The organism is Marinomonas rhodophyticola (assembly GCF_026113935.1).
GTDB classification, from domain to species: Bacteria; Pseudomonadota; Gammaproteobacteria; order Pseudomonadales; family Marinomonadaceae; genus Marinomonas; species Marinomonas rhodophyticola.
Genome location: NZ_JAPEUL010000007.1, coordinates 757,976 through 779,552, shown reverse-complemented (window position 1 = coordinate 779,552; position 21,577 = coordinate 757,976). Strand labels below are relative to the sequence as shown.

The window sequence follows — 21,577 nt, the reverse complement described above, 5'->3', positions numbered from 1 at the left end:
AGTCTGGCCCGTTGTAAATAGAATCAGCGATAAGCAAATAGAAAGATAATGATAAAGGATAATCCATTACAAATGCCTCATATCAAAATAATAAACCGCCAGCAACAAGCAAGCCTACAGATTCCCCCCATTCCTCTAGACCTTAGGCAAGGTTATTCTCCTCAAGATCTAGCAAGGCTATACCATTTCCAAAATAATCTAGGGAAAGGACAAACGTCTAAAAAGCTTTCTACGCAAGGACACAGGCTATGAAAACCTATCGTACTGGCACCCATCGTACAGTTTCCCCTGAAGAAACACTTAATAAAATACAGCCTCACTTGGCGGCCATGGGCATTACCCGTCTCGCCAATGTCACTGGGCTGGATGATATTGGTATTCCTGTGATTACCGCGTGTCGCCCTAATGCAAAAGCGGTCGCCGTTTCCCAAGGCAAGGGCATATCCGTGGCGGCAGCCAAGGCCTCGGCCGCGATGGAGGCCATCGAAACCTATCATGCGGAACACATCGACCTGCCGATGCGATTTACCAACTTCACCGAGTTGTCCAAATCTCATACTGTGGTGGATGTGGCTCAAGTCCCCAGAATGAATGTGATGCCCTTTTCACCCGAGACAAAACGTCCTTGGGTTGCAGGAAAAGAGTTAGAATCCGGAGCAGAGGTGTATGTGCCTTATGATCTGGTGCACTGTGACTTTACCGTACCCCTGCCCCTGGTAGTGGTTGCTTTCAGTTAAGTACCAATGGTTTGGCATCGGGCAATACTCGCGAAGAAGCCACCAGCCACGCCTTATGCGAATTAATTGAACGGGATGCCATGACGCTCTGGTCCTTGCTACCCAAACACCAACAGGCCAAGCAAAAGGTGGATTTGTCCAGCATTACTGATGCAACGATTCAAGCGCTGATCAAGCAAATTGAAGACGCGGATGTCATGGTGAGTGTGTGGAATGTCACCTCGGACCTGAATATTCCGACTTTCTTTGCACCATTATTAATCGACAAGAAAGCCAGCATCGCCCTCTTTACCCTATGTCTGGCTCTGGCACTCATCTTGATAAACATGTGGCCATAATGCGCGCCATCACAGAAGCGGTGCAAACTCGCTTAACCCTGATCTCTGGCTCCCGTGACGATGCCAGTTTAAAAGACTATAAATCTCGTCAAAACATGGCGTACCAAGAGTTAGTCCGTTCAGAGCTAATGGATACCCCTTCTTATATTGATTTCAACCACATAGACTCTTGGCTGCATGACACCATAGAAGAAGATTTGGCTTTGCTGGTTGCTCAACTGAAAAAACACAATCTGCCTGCGCCTATTATGATCGACCTCACCAAGCCCGAATTTGATATTCCCGTTGTGCGCGTTATCGCTCCCGGTTTGGAAGGCATACACGATGTATTGGGTTATGTTTTTGGGCAACGGGCGCTGAACTTCTCTTTAAAACAAGAAAACCAAGAGCGACAAGAACATCAGAAACGCCGAGAACAAATCGTTAATAGCCAAAGTAAGGAAAGCGTGATTGTCTTTGCAGGCCCTTCTCTTAGCCGAAAAAAAGCCCTAGAGATCCTGCCCAATGCCGATGTTCGCCCACCAGCGAAACAAGGCGATCTTTACCTTGCCACCTTAGACAAGCCGCAAATCATCGTCTTGATTGATGGTTTTTTCGAATCGGTGCCAGCAGTCTGGCATAAAGAAATTCTTCACGCCATGTCCATTGGTATTCATGTCTACGGCAGCTCTAGTATGGGGGCGTTAAGAGCCGCTGAGTTAAATGTGTTTGGCATGGTCGGCTCAGGGCAAATATATGAGCGCTATGCCAGCGGTGAATACGAAGACGATGATGAAGTGGCGCTTACTCACGGTCCCGCCGAGCTGAACTATATGTTGGTATCAAGAGCCATGGTGGATTTACGCCACGACCTTGCTGGCGCCTGCAACGAAGGAATACTTACCCATGCACAGGCAGAGATACTTGAAAAACAACTCAAATCCCTCTGGTATCCAGAACGCACACACACGCAATTATGCTCTTTTGCCCAAGACCTGCTCTCCACCCAGCACTCTACCCAAGGCATAGCCTCTGATAAGCTAGAAGCATTGCGCCTATTTTTAAAACAACACAGCCAATCTTTGAAAGAACTAGACGCTATTCACTTGCTCAAAGACATTGCCAAGATAGACCTCAACACTCTAGCAGCAAAAACCGTCAGTTATGTACTGCAAGAAAATGATGCTTGGTACACCCTGATCAATGATGTGGTTAAACAACGCCAACCCAAAATTGACATTAACTTGCCCAGCCCAACAGAACCAATTAAGCACTTGGAAGAAGACAAGCTACCAGCAAAGCTAAGAGTCCTTGCCTTAGAACGCGCTCAGGAGCTTGGTATAGACGTGAAACCTTGGATTCGCCCTGCCTTTCATAAAGTAGCTTTAGCTTGGCAATGTATCTCAGAAGATAACAGAGTAGAGTTTGAGAAGATGAGCCAAAAAATTCAGGCCTTAACACTCACCACCCAACAATTTGACCAATGGATAGAACGCGAGGCGCTGCTGATGGCCTACGCCGACCAAATAGCCATTCAAGCAGAACACATCTTAGATGAAAGCCTCATTCGAACCGCTATTTAAAGCGCTGTTCAAATATCTATTCAAATAGGTGCGAAGGAGGCATCACCGATGATTTATTAACCCTAGCGTCTTCAATCAAGCATTAAGACGTAACTTGTCGTGGTGGTTTTTTTGTCGGCCTAAAGGCACGACTTACTACAGGTTCAAGCATTTTTAGTCAAGGTAGTTGGTAAACATTACCAGTGAGTAACGTTTTCCCGCGTTCATTTTGCTCACTCCGTGAACAAGATTACCCGAATGAAGCAAGGCCTCTCCTTGCTTCCAAGCTGCCCTTTCTAGATTATCGCCATTTAACATCACAAAATAGCCACCGGAAAAATCGGATTGATCGTTCAAGGCAATGACACAGGTGTAAGCACAAATATCGTGATGAAAAGGTATTAATGGCCTTGTTTCTTCCGAATAAAGGCGAAGAAATAGCGAATACCCGAGCTGAGACGATAGCTTATGAGAAAGCGAGTTATCAAGCACGTTAGGAAGGTCAAGAATGGTCTGACAAGTTTCCTTTCCAACCAATTGGGAAAGCAATTCGAAAGACACATCGACCTGATATTCAGGAAAATCATCAACACTATCAATGACGGCGGAAGAGATATTGTCATCAATAAACTGAACTAATGCTGAGCACTGAAGCTCCGTCAGCACCAGAATATGTTCTTTTAGATGAAAACGATTCGACTCAACTGTATTTGTCTGATTGCCATAGCCTCTCACAACATCTTTTTCTGCTTGGGTGGCAAACTGTGGGTTAGCGTTTTCCAACAGATATTTTTTTATAACAGGGCATTCAAGACGACGATAACGCTTGTATGCCCGATGTTCTAGCCAATCAATTTTCTCTTTGATGCATTCAAAACTAACAAGAGGATGATGAATCGGTTGAGCAACCGCCGCGTAAAATATCCATTCGTCGTTTAAGCTATCCTGTGACTCATATGTCGTATTCAACACGTCTGGTCTTGAAATCGACGGGAGATCAATCTGAAAAGCCATCACAACCCCCTTTCCAGCAAGACGATGCCGTTGATAGCCACTGACAATATGCATAGCACCGCATTCTATTTCTACAGCCATTCGCTCTTTTGACTGCAAACACATTTGTGCGCCCGTATTGAAATCAATTCTGATATAAATACACAATGATGCCTCGCCGCGGGCGAACTCTTCCTTGGCATGCTGTTCGATACTTAAAATCACTGGTAATGTCACGGTGGCTCTTTCAAGCGCAACACCCTCGCTCATAAGGTATCTATAGACTCTCTCTATTGCATCCTTAAAAACTTTCCAGCCACGACAGTCGATAAGTGATTGAGCATTTCCACTTTCTTTTTCGCACCAATGCTTTAACTGCGGATCATCGATTACAGCTCGATATTGCTGCCATGCGGCCCGACTCGAAAAGTGCTGAAAATACGCATTTCGCCATAGGACATGCTGCTCAATATCGGGTAAAGAAATATCATCTTTTTCAGAGTACAAATCGGTTAATTCAGCAATGGGTGTCTTAAAACCATTCATGTCAGTATTCCTTTCAACCTCTTCCATTTAAATAAAACAACAAAATAAAGTTGTAAAAATAATTTCGACACTTTAACCTAATTAAATAGATTAATCACTGTAAAAACATAAGTGGTGAAACATTAATGTTAAATCAACGATTACAAAATAAATCAAAAAGGAATTAAAAATGGCTATCGATATTTGGTTCCCACTCGCAATATACTATGAAGATATTGCAAACTCTGCAGATTATAAAAACAGCATGCTGGATAAGATCTACTCACTTAAAAACAAAGTAGTGACAAAAAGAACCAACGATCAATCCAGTTGGACGGGAGATGTACACGATATAGATCAGCTACACAATGACGTAGATTTTTCTTGGCTCACAACAGAAGTTAAAAAACACGCAATGATATACCTTAAAACGCTTGGATTGGATCTGAGCAAGATTGATATTTATGCCCAGCGTTCCTGGCCCATCATCGCCGAAAAAGGACAAAGCGTATCCAGACACACTCACCCTAATGCTAACTTAAGTGTTGTGTACTATGTCTCGGTAGGAACTGGAGCCGACCAGGAGCAACACGTTTTTTTAACGTCAATAAATATAATGAACTCTCTGGAAGCCTTAGTTCTAGCATGACTGAAGCCTATTGTGATTTTAATGCACTGAATTTTGAACAGGTTGATTACGCACCGAAAGAAGGTCGAATTGTGATTTTCCCATCCAAACAACCCCATGATGTAACAACAAATCAATGCGATGACCCAAGGGTGTCGATTTCATATGACCTAGTGATTACCGCTAAAAAACAAACCGACGGCGGGACTCCAGAGTTCCTGATGCCCTCACCTGACCGCTGGGTAAAACTGTAATACGCTTCAATTTAGTCTTCTTTCATCAGGCTAATTTTCATCTAACACAACTCAAGTAATTGATAAATATTAGCCTTTTTGTCTCTCTTCGTATGCGATAGCCCTCCAAAAAATCCGTGTAACATTGTGTAATTTACTTATTTACTTTTAAGTATAACTATAAGTCGTCCAAATATAATAAAAAGACAATACTGAAATTTTAGAAAATAAAGAGCAATACAAGATCATTTTTTTAAAAGACCTGTCGAACGCTATTTACTTTTTAATGCTTTATAAGGGAGGGTAAATCGTCAAGGCAGACAATATGGAAACATAATAGAGAGGATTAAAAAATGAGTAACACATTAACGGCAGAACATAAAAAAAATCAACTAACCGAACTTGCAAAACATAATATTGTGCAAGCTGACATTATTCCTGAAATCAACACATCAGGATCCGGTAATGGCGTTGTATTATCGTCGAATGTCAACGAATCACACTATGCCCCTTCTGGTTGGGTAATGGCGACCAGTATCAAGGACCTCAAAGACAAGCTTGGGGTTAAAGACGATGAAATCGATGCTGGTACTAAATCTGATCATCACATCAACTACCCACCAGAACCTTCCTCAACTTTATTAAAGTTGCATAAAGATTCCCCTGATGGCTGTTCATTTGAACGCAATCTACACGAAAGCTATAAGCAGGATGCCCATCACCTTGCCAACGCCACACTTGCCTACGTCATGGGACACTCCCAAAAAGTAAAAAAATACGAAGACGCCATCAACAAAGTCAGCTTCCCTAAACCAATGACGATTCCAGTTTTTGCGGCGGAAAATGTCACTGTTTCTCCGGGTAACCCCTTAATACTAAAAAGCGAAGATAACAAACCAATTGTGGTGAATTTTGGCACTGTCACTGTAGAACAAGGTGGTGAGATCCAGATTATTGGTGGCTCCACACAATGGACCTCTCAAGTCTTTACCCAAAAATAGCATGAGCAACTGTTTTAACTCATAACCATTTTTTACTTTTCAAAGGGACAAGATCATGACTACAACTTTCAGATTTGGCGCAGACAATGGCTCTAACGGACAACCAGGTGGTGTGGGTAGCACTGGCGGCCCTGGTTCAGATGGCAACACAAGTACTCAGTCGGGAGGTAAAGGCGCAAAGTGCACACAACAACCTACCAATGGTTCTCAAGGTGGAACTGGCGGGGTTGGGGGAAAAGGTGGCGACGGTACAAATGGCCTAAATTATGGCGGTGGATCAGTGTCACTGGGCAGTGTTACGGGTGCAATTACTATTTTATACGGAGCAGGCAATGGTGGTGCTGGTGGTGCTGGTGGTAATGGCGGTGCTGGTGGTCAAGGCGGCAAAGCAGGCAATTGCACAGATTTATGCACCCCTGCAAGTAATGGCGTTCAAGGTGTCGGTGGTGCTGGCGGCAATGGCGGCACAGGCGGCAATGGTGGCAACTCGGCAGATTTATATGTGACGGCCTCAAACAATGCGCAAGTAAGCATAACTTACTCGACAGGTCTTGCCGGAACAGGTGGTACTGGCGGTGCTCCCGGCCAGGGAACAGGGAATAACGGTAGCGGTTCCGTTGGAAGCAATGGTCAAAACGGCACCGTCGGCAAGGTGTATGTAACCACCGCTTAATTGAACACGTTGATTTGGCTTATCAAATCAACAATTAAACATACATTTCTAATAGCAAGCACGCGTCACATTGTCGTTCTGATATACAAGAGGCACGTGCTTGCTACTACTTACAGAGGGAACAAGTATGAGTAATCTGTTAAACATAATCGCGAATGGAATAAATGGTGTCGATGGCAAACCTGGAGCGATTGGCTCTGTAGGCGCGACAGGTGAAAACGGCCATGACAGCTCTTCAAAAAGTAGCTGCAGTGGTAGCAGTTGTGTACCCGCCACAAAAGGCGGTGAAGGGGACTCCAGGCGGTAAAGGCGGAGAAGCGCAAAATGGCGAAGCTGGCACCAGCGCAAAAATGGTGACCTTTCGAGCCAAAAGCTACAGCCAAAACCTTACCGTCAATATTGAGTTAGCAGGTGGCAATGGCGGAGCTGGTGGCACTGGCGGCACTGGTGGTACGGGTGGCAATGGCGGTGCGGGGGGCACTACCAGCGGATCAGCCTGTAAAGGCGAGACACCGGCGAATGGTGGTAATGGCGGTAACGGCAATAATGGTGGCACAGGCGGAAACGGTGGTGCTGGTGGTAACGGCGGCGTAGCACTCGTTCAATATCAAACGGGTAATAGCTTACCTCTTAATGTGTCAGTGAATACCTTAGGCGGTGCTGGTGGTGCTGGTGGTGCTAGCGGTCAAGGTGGGCAAGGAGGACTTGGTGGTGCAGCGGGCACGAATGGAAGTAAAACGGGTAATGCAGGAACGCCTGGACAAAATGGACTCAACGGCGGTGGCGGTAGCCCAGGCCAAGTAGGCAGCAATGGACAACAGAGTGTCACTGCAGCTGAGATCGATTCTTACGCTCAACTCGTTAGTCAATATGCTGTTCCTGCATCAAATCAGTACACCGGATTAAATGGCGCCACCACCTTAGATGCCTCAGCCACATCAGGCATTGTGCCCTTCCTAACGATTGCAGGTGATATGGACTCAATGCGTGAAATGATTGGCTCCAAATCTGTCAATATTACTCATATGTATGATCATTCGTGCTTACAAGAGTTATCGACTAAGTCTAGAAAAGACCTCGACCGAAGTGAGTTCCACCAATTGCTAGCTCCGACGATGAGTTATTTACTGGGAGATACGCAAAAAGTGGCAGCGGTTAAACCCCTACTGGACGATACGATGGCTCAAAAACAGATCGCTATTTTTGCCATTAAGAACGTTGAGATTCCAGCAGGTGGGCTGACAATCACGACGTCGGAAGATGGGCCTAATCTAGTTCTTCTCATCACAGAAACAATATCAACTGGTGATATTTCTCTCTCCCCTATGCTGGGGTTAACCGTTAATACTGACCAACTAACGGGTAATTAATATGTATCCTTTAAACGATAGATACCGTACTTCAGACGACAGTGATTCAGTTTTTGATTCTGCCATCGCGGTTGATTTACTACCACTGGCGCAATTGGCAATGACCTCAAGTGACCTGACTAATGTATTCCTGCCACCGGGTTGGAATAAATTAGCCATTGTAAACTGTGCCCCGCAGCCATTTCAGTATCCTGGTGTTAAAGGCTTTTTAGCGTCCGGTCGCGTGGGGAACGATACCAGCACATCCGCCGTCTTGGCGTTGGGTATCGACTGGTCAAGCTGGATGCAGTATTACATGAATGGTTCAATTCAAGGCACGCCTGTCTCTTCATGGACAGGCGCACCGTCTGGTTCCCTGATCTCTTTTACCTATAACGCCATGTATAATGCAGTACGAGCGTCGTTGTGGGACAGTCTCAAGTTTCTTTCTGGTAAAAAACTAAGAGTCACAGGGGTGAGTTTATCTGGCCCTTTGGCGCAAATGGCGGCGCTGGATCTAAGGTCTGGCAACAAAGGCCCCACTCAACAGAGCGCGCCAGGTAACGTAGAAAGCTATGCCTTTTCAACAGGTGCCATTGCCAATTCAGTGTTTGCCGCCTATCTAAAAAACGAGGTGCCAAATAGCTACGCCATAATAGCGGGAACGGAAGACAACAAAATTGACTTCTTTCCGCTCAATAATAACAGTGAATTAAATAGCGAACTTGGCGAATTAATCGAGGCTCTCTTCTTCATTGCCAGAGTTTGACGTACCTTGGATAGAACGCTCTGCAGACTTCTATCTAAAAGCCATGAATGGCGCCCCAAATCCACCACCTTCTCAATCAGGTGCCGTTGAGCAAGTTCCAGGCTTTAGTCGTCAGCTTGCTTTTCAATTTGCCAATTTATGCGCCGTGAGTTATCAGCGCTTTCAACATCCGAATGCGCAAACCATGAACATCTCACCCTATAGCGTTGGAAAAAGCATCACCGCAAATGGTATAAACTTTGCCACTATTTATACCAGTGTGGATAGTTTAGCGGTTGCCTTTCGTGGTGCCTGTACTTGGCAAGAATTTGCAGACTACGTATCCAACTCCCAAACCAAAACCATCACCATAAGTGGTACCAATGTCAGTGTTCACACTGGCACCGCCAATCTATTTTATGGACCGAGTGATACAGGTGACTCGACTACCTTTAAAGAAAAGCTGCTTAGCGAAATTCAAGCAGCACTTGGTGATCGCACCAATCTCTACTTTACGGGTCATGACATAGGCGGAGCGGTTGCTAACCTAGCAGCATTGGATTTTGAAAGCTCCAACTCACTATCAATTACATCAGTTTATACCTTTGGTGCGACACCAACCGGAGGCCCTGATCTCAAAAACTTAATGGCAAATACTTTTAGCCAGGCATGCTTTCAAGTAAACCGTTCCATCGACCCGTTTGCCAAACTCTCAAACGTGCTGATTGGCTATGCAAGCCTTGATACGCAAGTTAGCGTCACCGGCATTCCGGTAAATGACTGTTATCCATACCATTCCATTAAGTCATATTCCAATCTGCTTGATCCTAAGGAGTAGGCATCATGTCCACGAACTCTAATTTCATTAGCATCTCGGGGTTAGACCCTGCCCTCACTCAGTTAGCTGAAATGGTGGGGCTATTAAAAGCCAGCCAAGGTGACCCAGATGAGTTACTTCTTCAGGGTGACTGGTTTGAAAACCCGATTGAAAAGAGTTCCGATGGTATTAAACAAAATCCTCAAGCGTTTGCAGAGTTACTAGCAACCTTGCTAGGTGAGGTTTCTGGTCATGCATTAGGCATACCTGCAAAAACACCTGGACTACTAGGCAATTGGCACGCCATACCTAACCCAGAATCGGAGAAGCCGACAGGTCTTTACCTTGTCACAATGGAAGATGACCTCGAGAAAGGCGTCTATACCTTCAGCATAGGTGTAATGCACGGGTGGGAATTAACGGCTGACGAACAAAAGATAGCCATTAGTGGATATGGGTTAATTCCTCTTTTACAGCTCGGAAATGGCAACTTATCGGCTGTTTTAGGTGAAAAGGGTTACCCTATTACGGTCGGATTAACGGGTGCTGGGGCCACTATGGATAAAGGTATTCCGCTGATAAAAGCAGGAGATCTGTCTTTCAATGGTGCCAAAATTAGTGCTGCTCTAGATATTGCAAACTCGGATGATCCTTTCCAGCTGTCCATTGATGTACTTTCTTTAAAACTACCGGGAGAAAAAGTTGCTAGTAATCGCTCTCTTGCTGATTTAGCGGCCATTAGTGGTTCAGAAATCATTCAGACCACCGCTAGCCTTTTTGTTACCGCCTTAACGGAAATACTAGGCACCGAAGAAGAAGGACCATTACAGTATTTACTACCAATTTTTGGCCTTTCTAGCACTATCCCAAATCACCCTGATTTACCTGATCTACCTATTCTTCGCTGGGATACTTTATTTTCATCCGAGCAAGCTGGTGATGTCTCAGCACCTTTTAGAAACTGGTTTAGGGAACTTACCGCTAACACGGAACTATTGAAAGCGTGGTTAGCCGCCGTCGTTGGGTTTACAGGAAACCTTACCGCTAACATAAACGGCAGCGGTACACGGGAAGATCCATTAAAAGCGCCTATCGTATCAATCGATAATATTGGCGCGTTATCATTTTGTATTGGCTCAAATGTGAATTCTGATGGAACGCGTATTGTGTATCCAGGAATATCATTTAACGCCACACCTTATGCCTTTGACGATGATATTAGTCTATGTGTAGCAGCAGATCTGGAACTTGCGACCTTTATGCTCAGCGTTGGTCGCACAAACTTCGTACCCTCTAATTTACAATTCGATATTAGCATCAGTCTGCAAAATGCATCTGGTCCACTGGCCAGTTACGAAGGCTATCGTTGCGATATGTTAAAGGGTGGCTTAGCACTTGCGTGGGCAGGAGGAACCATCAAGGTCGTTCCCTCTTTGCAACTTACGGGAGTTAGCATTCCAGATAACGATTTGGGAACCGTCGATTTATTATCCCCCTCCTCTTTTTCGAATGCAGCGTCAGCGACGCTAGGCAGTGTTTTAACGCAATCGTTAACCACACTGCTGAACTTAAACAATGGCAATGAAGCCAGTGATAATGCCGCCAGACTGCTTGGTATTCTCCCCCTATTGAGTCTGGCTGGCCTGAAAATCTTGCACCGCCTTTATCTAGTACAGAGATCGTCAATAGTTTGGCGAACCCCGTTGCAGCAATGGGAAATTATTATCAAAACATCGCCAATTCTTCAACAACGGTCAACAACTCGGCACCTTTCACTTTTATATTGCAAGCGTTAGCTGGGCTACTCACGGCAGCCACTTCGTCGCAAACCATCTCTGTCACAGGCGAAGGTGCTGAAAACAATCCATGGACAGTGTCCCTAGACACTGGTGACGCAACCCTACCCGCTCATTTATTGATCTGGAAAACACCAGAAAGCGGAAACGTACAAACACTGTCTCTAGCCGTCTCTCTCACTCCTAAAGTCAATGTTGCGGATCTCAATGTTAATCCTTCCATTGTTTTGCAGATTCTAGACATGAATTTTGCTGACTCAAAGGTGAATGGCGTTTGGCTACCAAAAGCCTATGCTGAGATTTCGCTTCCAGACGGTTATACCTCGCCAAGTATTGCGGATGCTTCCTTTTCAGTCACAAACGCGAAACTGTCAGCCTGTTGGGGCTCGGGCAAACGGATGGAGTTGGTCTCTGCTGGCAGGCAAACCTACTTTGACAATTGGTAATGATCAGCCAATCGTGTTAGGACAAGATATTAATTTCAGCGATAAATCTAGCCTTGATGATCTGGTCACCACCGCTGCAGATACATTCGCACCTATGCTTACCGGACTAATGGGTGCCGCTCTCATTAATACCAATACACGACCCGGATTAGCCTTTACCGCACTTGCTGGTCTTTTACCGGATGTTTCATCAGCACCCAATTATCCATCAGGGTTGAATTGGCCAACGCTGGCACCCTTGCAGTTGACGAATCTGTTCACCGATCCAAGACAAGCGTTGAGAGACCGTGTTTGCGAACTGTATGCAGATAAAGCAACAGGCTCCCAAACTATGTCTTTACTCAGTTGGGCGCTTACACCCAGTTTGAGTACCGCACCCAATATCAAGGGGGACATGACCTTTGACTCTCCGCTCCAAGTTCCGATTGGTGAAACGGGGTTAATATTGCTCAATTGGTTTGTCGCACAACAGAAAACACTAGGAATAGGCCTAGGTAAATGCCTAGACATTGATTATAACAACGACATTTCAGTCACCATTACCAGTCGGGTTAATGCCGTTGCTTTTGATATGGCCAATGGCAGTGTGATTTTGGGTGCCGAGACACCATCAGCTTCGCTGGTAATGAGAGTCTATAACAAGAATGGTGACTTGATTCCAAATCAGCACGGGGTTCAGCTGGGCGCGTTTGACATTGGACTGAGTTGTGATTTTTCCAATAATCAGGTTCAAGTCACGCCTATTGTAAATTTAATAAATGTCAAGTTTCCTGACGAGGCGCTTCAAGCGCTCATCACACTGGACGAGTTTGAAGAATACAACGCTCAACTCCAGCAATCTTTTTTAACACTACTCAACGCAGGGATAACGACACTTGCTGGCTCGGCCGTTGATAATGCATCTTTCCAAACAGCGTACAATCTTTTAGTTTCTCTTGGTATGGCGGTCCCAAGACCAAATGCGGATTCTCTCTATGGTATCAATCCGACAGGCTGGACAGCCTTATTTGCGAACCCAACGGAATTTTCAAAAACACGTCTTCTTAACTTATTGGTGGATCCCACTTTACGTTCCCAACTATATGATCTCCTCCAGAAAGCATTGGGCATCTCAATTACAACGCCACCAACGCCAGTGCTTGCTTTGTTCCAAGCTCTGGACTTTATTGGTGATGAGTTAGAAGGTTATCCGTTAAATCCAACGATTCTTCTACCGTTTTTCAATAACCCCATATCGACGGTTAAACAACAGGCCCAACTATTAGCCAAGGATACAGCGAAGCTGCAAACACTGGTTGCTGCACTAGCCGGAAAGACCAGTATTCAATTCCCAGAAGCATCACCTTGTTTCGAAATGTCATTGGTTCAAGGAGCCAGTATTCAGGTCCGCACCTTGCCTAATGCTTTTATCCTTGGTGACGTAATAGGCATAAACGGATCAATAAGTTTCGATATACCAAACTTGTCTTTAACCACTGACATTTGTCTGGATATGATCCCTGTCTCGGTGTCACTCGACACCGCATTACAAGTTTTCTTCACTGCAAATGCGCCAGCAGCAAACTTTGCTTGTGATTTAGTATGGGGAGATAGAAGTCTACCATCCGCTATTCCCTTAACAGTGTATCCATTCGACGCAGATCAATTTGTTAATCAGGTCACACAACTGGCTCCTGTCTATGCTCTCGACGTATTAACAGGTGCAGTCATAGAATCTGAGTTAGTAAATCAATACCCTCTGCCCAGAATTGTCTTGCAGGGCCTTGGTATGGTGGTCGAAACAGACCCTGGACATTACCGCGTACCTGCCTTAGCAGGATTACTACGCGACCCTCTAGGTTGGTTATTATCCGACTCGGTTTTGGGAACCAATGGACAATTCAGTATTCCTTCGTTTGGTAAAATTCTCACACGTTTAACCAGCGCTGCTCCTGATGGTTGGCAATCGACAAATAACATCTGTGTTACACCGACCAACACGGCTTTAACGGTTTCGGGTCTGCCTTATCACTTTTCGTTGAGTTTCAGTATCAATGACAATAACGATCTGGTTCTGATACAGGCTTCCACTGGCGGCTTCTCTATTGCAGGAGAAACGGCGACATTAAATACACTGTCTGTAGGTTTAACGCTCAATGCAAACTTCCAACCAGCCATAGTAGGAAATACTATCGTCAGTACCTCTGCGGCTGACGGCTGGTTCGTTAACACAGGCTTTGACAAAAATGTGTTTACCCTAGCTATCGGTCAAGGCGCTGTTGATTCTCCATCCGGTTTACAATTGGATATCCTGCCATTTTTGGGTTGGGGAAACCTTGCTGAACAAGCCACTAAAATGCTCGCGCCCACCGTTGTCAAAATGGTGGTGCCTAAAGTACTTGATGGTCTCAAGCAAAAAGACGCCACAAAAGCATTCGCGGAAAAATTGCAACAGTTTGGTACAGACCTAAATTTAGCGGGATTAATCGACAACCTAGTACAGGCGTCACCATTCACGGCGGAAAACATTGAACAACAGGCGTTAAACTGGTTGCTACAACGCTTTGACAGCACAAATAAAGACGCCACGGCTAACGCGCTCGTCCTCTTGTTCTCAGAAATTACGCCAATAAAAAATGCCATTTCCAGTAGTGAAGGTCTGGTTAAATATAAGCCCAGTGACAAAATCCCCGTCACCATTGAGCTGAGGAGCAAACTCAAATAATCTTCTGGGCCTATGGGCCGCTCTCGAATTGCCAGATAATTTGCCCATCAAAACGGCCATTTCACCAACGGGGATCGGCATACCGTTAACAGGAAGCTTTGATCCAGAATTTAGTTTTGGTATCGCATTGACCTTACCTGTGGATGGCGATGTAGGCCTCAAATTACCCTTGAATTCGAATCAGGCCAACTTGTAATGGGGTTGGATCCCCTTGGCGATTGCTCGGATCTCAGCCTAAAATCGAGCCTTTATCGAGAGTTGTTCCCAGAGTTTTTCCCGAAAACAGACGGACAAAGTAATGACCTTTCCGCGCGAATAGAATCTTGGGTTGTACAGGTGGTTACCAAGGTTCTGCCTCGTTATATTTCTGTGGTTCTACTCAACCAAGACACAGTCAAAAAATGGCTGGAACAACCTCTGTTTAGCAGTTCACCCGAACCGACTCCCGCCAGTATTTTGGCTCAAACTGAGTTAATACAGGTCAAAGGAGAAGCCCCTGATCAGACATATATTTTATCTAGTCTGGACACTCTAGAAAGCATCACCGTTTCCGCCTTCATAGGTAACTTGATCAAAGCCATGCTGAGCACGCAAATTACCGTCATCACTTTTAATGGTGGTAAAGGTGAAATTACAGTTGGCCCAAGCCCTACCAACCCAGACGCATTTGGTGCACGTATACAAGTGGCTGATATGGCGTTTAGCAGCCTGCCCTATATCCGCCTTCAACTCGGTGCAGAGGATACAAAATGGATTAAACAGGCCAATGGTGATCTTGGCGCACTGGCAAACGCAAAAGGACTTTCTGTTTATATACCTGTGACAGGCAGCGGTGCAGACATCAAGCCCGATTTTGATCACGTCGAATTAAATTTGGTCAATACGGGACTGGATTTCATCGGCAAATCCAGCGCACCACTCGTGTCGCTCTCTCGTTTTCAGTTAGGTTCCGTCTCTCCAAGAGGATTGATCACTTTTGACCTTGGTAAAGATAATAAGGTGACCGCCTACGGTGGAGAGCTATCATTAAAAGACATGATGCTTAGCTTAGCACCGAATACACTAACTGAAGCTGGAGGCGGCAACCCTGTCGCACAAAACTTACTCGGCTCGGGCACCTCAGACAACACACAAAACCCACCAGCCAATCCTAGTTTTAGCTTAAGCACAGGCTATATTCAGGATCAAAACGATAATGGCGGTTTATACGTCAATCTGGTTGGCAGTAAAGCTGGAGAAAATGCGGTTGTTGTTAAAGTAGACAGAACCTTTGGACCACTCTTTATCGGCTCTGTCGGTCTGGGATGGGAGCAAGCAGACTACTTGTTGGACGTCCTCTTTACGGGCAATGTCTCGCTGGCGGGTCTAAAAGCCGACATGACCGGATTGACGGTTGGTATCCCAGTCAAAACATTAGCGGATTTATCGTCTTACAAACTGGATTTACAAGGCTTAGATGTCACCTTTAACGGTGGGTCGGTTGAAATCAGCGGTGGGCTGTTAAAAACTACCACACCACAACTCATGTATACGGGTGCCGCCTTGGTCAAGGCGGCCTCTTTCTCTATCTCGGCGATGGGTTCCTACACCTTGCTCACCGATGGAAAGACAGGGGCAACGTCCCCTTCCCTATTCATATTTGGTGCCTTAAATGCCCCACTGGGTGGTATTCCAGCCTTCTTTGTAACCGGTTTAGCGGCTGGATTTGGCTACAACCGCTCCTTGGACATTCCTTCCGTCGGTGAAGTACAGAATTTTCCCTTGGTTTCTGGCGTCAATGATGGCTCATTTAGTGAAGGACAGAATCCGGAAAGTGCTTTAGAAGTACTCAACAACGTCATAGCGCCATGCGTTGGCGACTACTGGCTAGCCGCCGGGTTGAGCTTTACAACCTATAAACTGCTCAACTCTCAAGCGCTTATGATACTGAAATTTGGTCGAGTATTTGAAATCGACTTACTGGCACTTTCCTCTGCTTTATTGCCACCAGAAGTACCTAAATCGCTCGCGCTTGCCTATGTTGAGCTTGCGATCAAGGTGAGTATTAACCCAGAACAAGGCGTTGTATCGGCAGAAGCTCAATTAACCCCCAATTCATACATTATTGCGAAAGATTGTAAGTTAACCGGCGGATTTGCCTTCTATCTTTGGATGAAGAACATTCAAGCCGAAGATGGTACGCCTATTTCTGCGGGGGATTTTGTCATCAGTCTTGGGGGTTATCACCCCGCGTTTGTTGCCCCAAGCTACTATCCTGTTGTGCCTAGACTCGGCTTCCAATGGTTGTTGGATGTCGGCGATATTGGTCGAGTAGACATAAATGGTGGCGCTTACTTCGCCATCGTACCAACCGCCATTATGGCTGGCGGCGCGTTAAATGTTGTCTTCACCGCTGGCCCTCTTCGCGCCTGGTTAATGGCACAGGCCAACTTTTTAATTGAATGGCAACCTTTCTACTTTGACGTTGAAATCAGTGTCAGCATCGGTGCGGCTTTCCATACCGAAATCGCGGGGGTTTCCATCACGATCAGCGCAGAACTTGGCGCTGCACTTTATCTTAGTGGCCCACCGACTCACGGCCATGCAAAAGTATCTTGGTACGTTATCTCGTTTACCATTCCAATTGGTGATGAAACAAATGCCACCAGTAACAATAACCTAGACTGGCAAGCCTTCGCTGATAAATTGTTGCCTAGTAGTACAGATAACGGAACCCAGACAAACATTCAAGGAGCGAATAGCTCATTCACCTCTATGACGTTAACCAATGCGGCTAGCGATAAGACGCAACAGGTTATCAAAATTACGGTTGAAAATGGATTGCTGCAAGGTCCAGGCTCAGAGGCTGGAGCGGAAACAGGCTTATGGAAAATCCGCAATGTGCCATTTAGCTTTAATATTTCGAGTGCTATTCCCGTTAGCAAACTAACAGTAACTGGTTTCCAAGACACTATAGGTAGTACGGAAATTGGCGTGAGACCCATGGGGAAAACCACACCCTTAGATGCGCCATTAAGCATAATCATTACCCGAGAAGGCGATGACACCCCCATTGACCTGAAGGCACACAATCTTAGTATTGCACCGATAAACAATGGGGTTCCAGCGGCTCTATGGTCCCGTAAATCGCTCGAAAAACAATACGCACCCAATGCATCAGAGATGATTATTTCCGATGTTCTTGTTGGCATACAGTTACTCGCTAACGATTATATTCAGATTCAGGCTATTGCTGAATTTGCGATTGATAATCTTAAATATGACCTTGCGAAGGGCATTCTTCCCTATTACTTAACACCACAATACACAGCGTCCACACCCTACGACAAAACAATGCAAGATCAGGCGCTGGAAATATTACAAGCCAGCATTATGAATAGCGACGTGATTGCTTCAAGAAATACGGTCTTCGAATCATTACGCTTGTTAGGCATGCAAGCACCAGCAAATCCAAACCTTTCCGTTATGGCAACGTCTGCGGCTTTGGTTATGCAAGCGCCTCCTGTACTAGCGCCAATAGGCTTGTATCAGAATGGAGGCGTCACTAGCACGAATACCATAATGCTTTCTGAAATCAAAAATACGTCGACAACCAAGGTGACAGCGCCAGCCAAGCCGAAGCTACTGGCCATTCGGCGCCAATACCACAAAACGGGTTATGGTAGCCATGTTTCACAACAGTGTATTCAACATTGTTGGGTTGACTCGAAAGACAGTACATTGGCACAACATAGCAACAGAGATACGGTTCAAAACGTTCATGAAGGGACAATGTTGCTTTGGGCGTTAAAAAATAATGAACCGTATGAGGCTCTCCAATGATGGCTCGGTCGACCTCAGGGTCGTCTGTATGGACAAGTACGGCAATCTGGTTAGCGATTCCATAACAAAAGCTGGTGCGACTGCAGCATTGGACAGCAATGTAAACTCCGTGGCGCTAGAAGGTATAGCTGCCAATCAAGGCGTTGATTCTCTCGTTGGCTGGGATGCGAATACCGTATTAGGGAAAGTAAGTGGTGGACTCTATATTGCGCCTAATATCGCCGTCCAGACTCAAAATGGAAGCCGTCTAAAAATCAGAGGAAAAAACATCGCCCGTGGTTTAGTCAGCGTTAGTAGATTACTAAAACAGAACAAGTACCTGTCTCCCGATAATACGGAACATTCCGGATGGATTAAAACCATTTTCAGCAATCAGATTCAATACATTGCAGTAACGCTTAACGCCATTGTTTCGGATCCTCAGGACCAAATAGTCGTGTCAATTAATCACGATATTCAACCTAATCAGGGCACTTCGGTCACGATAGAGTCCGTGTACTCTGAAACAGTCAATAACCATACCGTTTTGATTTATAAGCTGACGGAAGTCTCACTCTATACAGAAGTTGTGGTTCGCCCTCTTCATAATCAAGCTGAGGTAATAGGCATGCAAGCCAGCGTATTTGATCCAGTTTCTACATTAAAAACAAGCCATTCGAGCAGTCTACTTATGAGGCTCCGCCATCAATCCTAAAGCACCTCATATTATGCAATCCGAGGTGTCATTAACAAAACGTGTCGTCAGTTAAATGCCAGAAAAGGATATCGATATGACCATTAAAACATCGAATAGCTCCGTAAGCCCAGGCAATATTCGGTTTCTTAGCGCCGTGCACCCACCACTCGCATCTGGAAGCTATACGGTAAAAGGAACACAACAGATTAACAATCTTGAACAAGGAGGTGTTGATCCTTACATCTCAAACCAAAGTTTTTTTGTTACCGCACCACAATTTACAATAGACCCGTCCAGTATTCATTCCGTTTATCCACCAAAAGGTCAAACGGGGAATTATTATAAGCAAATGCCCTTTATTGTGTTTAACCGCTTTGCTCTTCCTTGAGACTCGAACACTGACACCTGGCGCGGCTCAGACCGACACCTCGCCTCCATGGATGACCATTCTTTTGGCTTATGAAAGTGACATGCTGGGCGAAACACCTAATATAGGTCGTTACGATACAACAAGCGGAAAGTGGGTAGGTCCAACCACAGTGCCAGCAGAGGATGTGATCGCGGCCAAAACCAATGTCATTGTTCCTGCTATTAGCCATGCAGACATCGAAAATGGACCAGACACCTCAGCACAAATTATGGAGATGAAATATCAATTCTTCTTGGACATAGCCCCTACTCTAGAAGAGCTTCCGCTGCTATCTCATGCGAGAGAAGTAGATACTGATAACAAAATCATGTTAGGTATGGATGCTGACGGTTTGTTTTCTGTGGTGGTCAGTAATCGAGTGCCTCCTGCAGCAGGAGGAAAATGCACGGCGTTTCTGATTTCCTTAGAAGGTCATCAAGATCATTTACCCACTTACGCGCCACCTAAATCCGCCAATGCCGATCAATCTATTCGAGTCGTCGTTTTGGGTGGTTGGGAATTTACAGCATCAAAAATGCCAGGGAAGCTTTCGAGAGCTAATGCTGGGTGTCGCAAGCAAAGGTGGTGTCAAGCTGCTACAAGCACCAGGGAACCCTAACGATGCGATCAATGAAACGGCTAAAGAGGCGGTTGAAATTGGCTATGTAGCGCTCAATAATGACTTGCGTATCGGCGAACAAAGTACCTCTTGGTATAGAGGCCCATGTGTTCCCGCGCCGACCAAACAAGTCACAGATTATGCGCCTTATCATTATTCAGATCACGCCATACAGTACGACCCCAAAACCGGGATATTCGATTTATCCTATGCCGCAGCCTGGCAGGTAGGTAGACTTTTAGCACTGTCCGATGGCGCTTTTTCGCAATCTTTATCTAATTGGCGACGAACGTATCTCGGAAAAATGCAATCCACGGCAGAACAAACAAGCATTAAATCCAAAATAGCACCTGCTTTAAACGTCGTTTCGAAACCTGCTGAATTAAACAACACAAACGATAACGTCATCACTCAACTTCATCATTTTATGCATTTTGTTGCACATCCAGAGACCACTATTTTCCCGAAAGTGAATGTGCGTAAACCGATAAAATCCACAGGAAAACTAAAAGCTAATACGGTTAGCGAATCAAACCGTAAAGAAAGCTCTGACCCTCTGGTGGCACTCGCCAAACAACAAAATGAAGACAGGAACTAAACCATGAAATCCTGGAAAGACAGACAGTCTATATTTTCTCTGGCGATGCCTAAACCTTCCATTCAGACTTCTGCATTGCGTCAACTTAATACGAGTAAAGTGCGTTCAGATACAAATAATTCATCATTAGAAAATGCCCCACCAAAAGACCTAGTCGATTGGCTAGCACAACTGACGTTACTTCAAGGTGTACCATTTGAGTATCTGGTACCTTACAGCGCTTTACTGCCCCATGAATCCATTCGTTTTTTCTACATTGATGAAAACTGGCAGGATAGGCTGGTAGATGGCGCAATCAGTGTCGGGGTGTCTTCAACTCAGGATAATATGTTCAATGCGGCATGGTACGAAGCGCTTTATGCAGAGGTCCAAGCTCAACGCCTTAAGATACGAACCGACATGCGCAATCAATCCGCGTTAAAAGAAGCGGATTCGATAATTTCCGGTTTTCTTTTTAGATCTATCGTCGTCGAAGCTTGGCCGGGGATTGAAATCATCGGCACCAAGGACGGAATTCCCCTACCTATTTTGCGTATGGATCGCCTCTCCAGCGGTGTATTACTGTGCTTATTTGCAGGTGTTCCTGATGACGTACAGTTTATAGGCTGCGTGAAGGGCTCCACTTTGGACTGCTAGATGACCATGGAAAAGAAACAAGCAAGGTACTGGTAAGAGGTCTAGGACTGCCTGAAGACAAACCATTAAAAGGTGGGGAGCAGCTTAAAACAAGCGGCAGTTCAGACGACTATTTAACGGCACCAGCCACGTTTCGCAATAACAACAATGGACAGGAAGGTATTGTCAACGTACTGGATTTACAAAATGCCATCAGAACAGCGTTCAGCACTTATACCACTCCTGATGGTTATCAGCCTGGGCTGAGCGCGTTACCAGACGATGGCACCGTAACACCAGCCGCAATAG

The 21,577-nt window shown here is 45.5% G+C and carries 20 protein-coding genes and 1 pseudogene; 20 read left to right on the top strand and 1 reads right to left on the bottom strand.

Annotated features, from left to right (window positions below; translation table 11 throughout):
• Positions 1-248 precede the first annotated feature (248 nt).
• The 3 genes and pseudogenes from ONZ52_RS12530 to ONZ52_RS12520 all read left to right on the top strand — a co-directional run bounded on the left by ONZ52_RS12530 (position 249) and on the right by ONZ52_RS12520 (position 2,637).
• A complete protein-coding gene (locus tag ONZ52_RS12530) occupies positions 249-737 on the top strand; it encodes a YcaO-like family protein (protein WP_265218977.1) in 489 nt (162 codons plus the stop codon).
• A gap of 11 nt (positions 738-748) precedes the next feature.
• Positions 749-1,329, top strand: a pseudogene (locus ONZ52_RS25405) (YcaO-like family protein); the annotation flags it as partial.
• On the top strand, positions 1,324-2,637 hold the full coding sequence (locus tag ONZ52_RS12520; RefSeq protein WP_428981180.1) for a TfuA-like protein: 1,314 nt from the start codon (positions 1,324-1,326) through the stop codon (positions 2,635-2,637). The pseudogene ONZ52_RS25405 and the gene ONZ52_RS12520, both read left to right, overlap by 6 nt.
• A 153-nt stretch (positions 2,638-2,790) precedes the next feature.
• Here ONZ52_RS12520 and ONZ52_RS12515 read toward each other — a convergent pair whose 3' ends face one another.
• Positions 2,791-4,155: a 2OG-Fe(II) oxygenase gene (locus ONZ52_RS12515; protein WP_265218974.1), complete on the bottom strand. Its 1,365-nt coding sequence runs from the start codon at positions 4,153-4,155 to the stop codon at positions 2,791-2,793.
• A 169-nt stretch (positions 4,156-4,324) separates the two neighbouring features.
• Here ONZ52_RS12515 and ONZ52_RS12510 point away from each other — a divergent pair, with 169 nt between their 5' ends.
• The 17 genes from ONZ52_RS12510 (at position 4,325) to ONZ52_RS12430 (ending at position 21,289) form a co-directional block, all read left to right on the top strand.
• Positions 4,325-4,783: a TIGR02466 family protein gene (locus ONZ52_RS12510; RefSeq protein WP_265218973.1), complete on the top strand. Its 459-nt coding sequence runs from the start codon at positions 4,325-4,327 to the stop codon at positions 4,781-4,783.
• Positions 4,780-5,016, top strand: coding sequence for a 2OG-Fe(II) oxygenase family protein (locus ONZ52_RS12505; RefSeq protein ID WP_265218972.1), 237 nt, complete (start codon positions 4,780-4,782; stop codon positions 5,014-5,016). Before ONZ52_RS12510 ends, ONZ52_RS12505 begins: the two co-directional genes overlap by 4 nt.
• A 332-nt stretch (positions 5,017-5,348) precedes the next feature.
• Complete coding sequence (locus ONZ52_RS12500; protein WP_265218971.1) at positions 5,349-5,996, top strand: hypothetical protein; 648 nt, start codon at positions 5,349-5,351, stop codon at positions 5,994-5,996.
• 55 nt (positions 5,997-6,051) lie between these two features.
• Entirely contained in the window at positions 6,052-6,669 is a 618-nt protein-coding gene (locus tag ONZ52_RS12495) for a hypothetical protein (protein ID WP_265218969.1), read from the top strand.
• A gap of 224 nt (positions 6,670-6,893) precedes the next feature.
• Positions 6,894-8,039 (top strand): hypothetical protein, encoded by a 1,146-nt coding sequence (locus ONZ52_RS12490; RefSeq protein ID WP_265218968.1) that lies wholly within the window; start codon positions 6,894-6,896, stop codon positions 8,037-8,039.
• Position 8,040: 1 nt separating this feature from the next.
• Positions 8,041-8,787 (top strand): lipase family protein, encoded by a 747-nt coding sequence (locus tag ONZ52_RS12485; RefSeq protein WP_265218966.1) that lies wholly within the window; start codon positions 8,041-8,043, stop codon positions 8,785-8,787.
• Entirely contained in the window at positions 8,774-9,604 is an 831-nt protein-coding gene (locus tag ONZ52_RS12480; RefSeq protein WP_265218965.1) for a lipase family protein, read from the top strand. Before ONZ52_RS12485 ends, ONZ52_RS12480 begins: the two co-directional genes overlap by 14 nt.
• Before the next feature lie 5 nt (positions 9,605-9,609).
• Positions 9,610-11,379 carry a hypothetical protein gene (locus ONZ52_RS12475; protein ID WP_265218964.1) on the top strand — a complete coding sequence of 590 codons (1,770 nt, stop codon included), beginning with the start codon at positions 9,610-9,612 and terminating at the stop codon, positions 11,377-11,379.
• The gene (locus ONZ52_RS12470; protein ID WP_265218963.1) at positions 11,367-11,825 is read left to right on the top strand and encodes a hypothetical protein; all 459 of its coding nucleotides are present in this window, start codon (positions 11,367-11,369) and stop codon (positions 11,823-11,825) included. Before ONZ52_RS12475 ends, ONZ52_RS12470 begins: the two co-directional genes overlap by 13 nt.
• Positions 11,812-14,529 carry a hypothetical protein gene (locus ONZ52_RS12465; RefSeq protein ID WP_265218962.1) on the top strand — a complete coding sequence of 906 codons (2,718 nt, stop codon included), beginning with the start codon at positions 11,812-11,814 and terminating at the stop codon, positions 14,527-14,529. The genes ONZ52_RS12470 and ONZ52_RS12465 overlap by 14 nt, the downstream gene beginning before the upstream one ends.
• 28 nt (positions 14,530-14,557) lie before the next feature.
• A complete protein-coding gene (locus tag ONZ52_RS12460) occupies positions 14,558-14,725 on the top strand; it encodes a hypothetical protein (RefSeq protein WP_265218961.1) in 168 nt (55 codons plus the stop codon).
• Positions 14,725-18,351, top strand: coding sequence for a DUF6603 domain-containing protein (locus tag ONZ52_RS12455; protein ID WP_265218959.1), 3,627 nt, complete (start codon positions 14,725-14,727; stop codon positions 18,349-18,351). Before ONZ52_RS12460 ends, ONZ52_RS12455 begins: the two co-directional genes overlap by 1 nt.
• A gap of 28 nt (positions 18,352-18,379) precedes the next feature.
• Positions 18,380-19,045 carry a hypothetical protein gene (locus tag ONZ52_RS12450; RefSeq protein ID WP_265218958.1) on the top strand — a complete coding sequence of 222 codons (666 nt, stop codon included), beginning with the start codon at positions 18,380-18,382 and terminating at the stop codon, positions 19,043-19,045.
• Positions 19,046-19,121: 76 nt separating this feature from the next.
• Positions 19,122-19,415, top strand: a complete 294-nt coding sequence (locus tag ONZ52_RS12445) for a hypothetical protein (protein ID WP_265218957.1) — start codon at positions 19,122-19,124, stop codon at positions 19,413-19,415.
• Positions 19,402-20,055, top strand: a complete 654-nt coding sequence (locus ONZ52_RS12440; RefSeq protein ID WP_265218956.1) for a hypothetical protein — start codon at positions 19,402-19,404, stop codon at positions 20,053-20,055. The genes ONZ52_RS12445 and ONZ52_RS12440 overlap by 14 nt, the downstream gene beginning before the upstream one ends.
• Entirely contained in the window at positions 19,997-20,653 is a 657-nt protein-coding gene (locus tag ONZ52_RS12435) for a hypothetical protein (RefSeq protein WP_265218955.1), read from the top strand. The genes ONZ52_RS12440 and ONZ52_RS12435 overlap by 59 nt, the downstream gene beginning before the upstream one ends.
• Positions 20,654-20,656: 3 nt before the next feature.
• Entirely contained in the window at positions 20,657-21,289 is a 633-nt protein-coding gene (locus ONZ52_RS12430) for a hypothetical protein (RefSeq protein ID WP_265218954.1), read from the top strand.
• Positions 21,290-21,577: the final 288 nt, after the last annotated feature.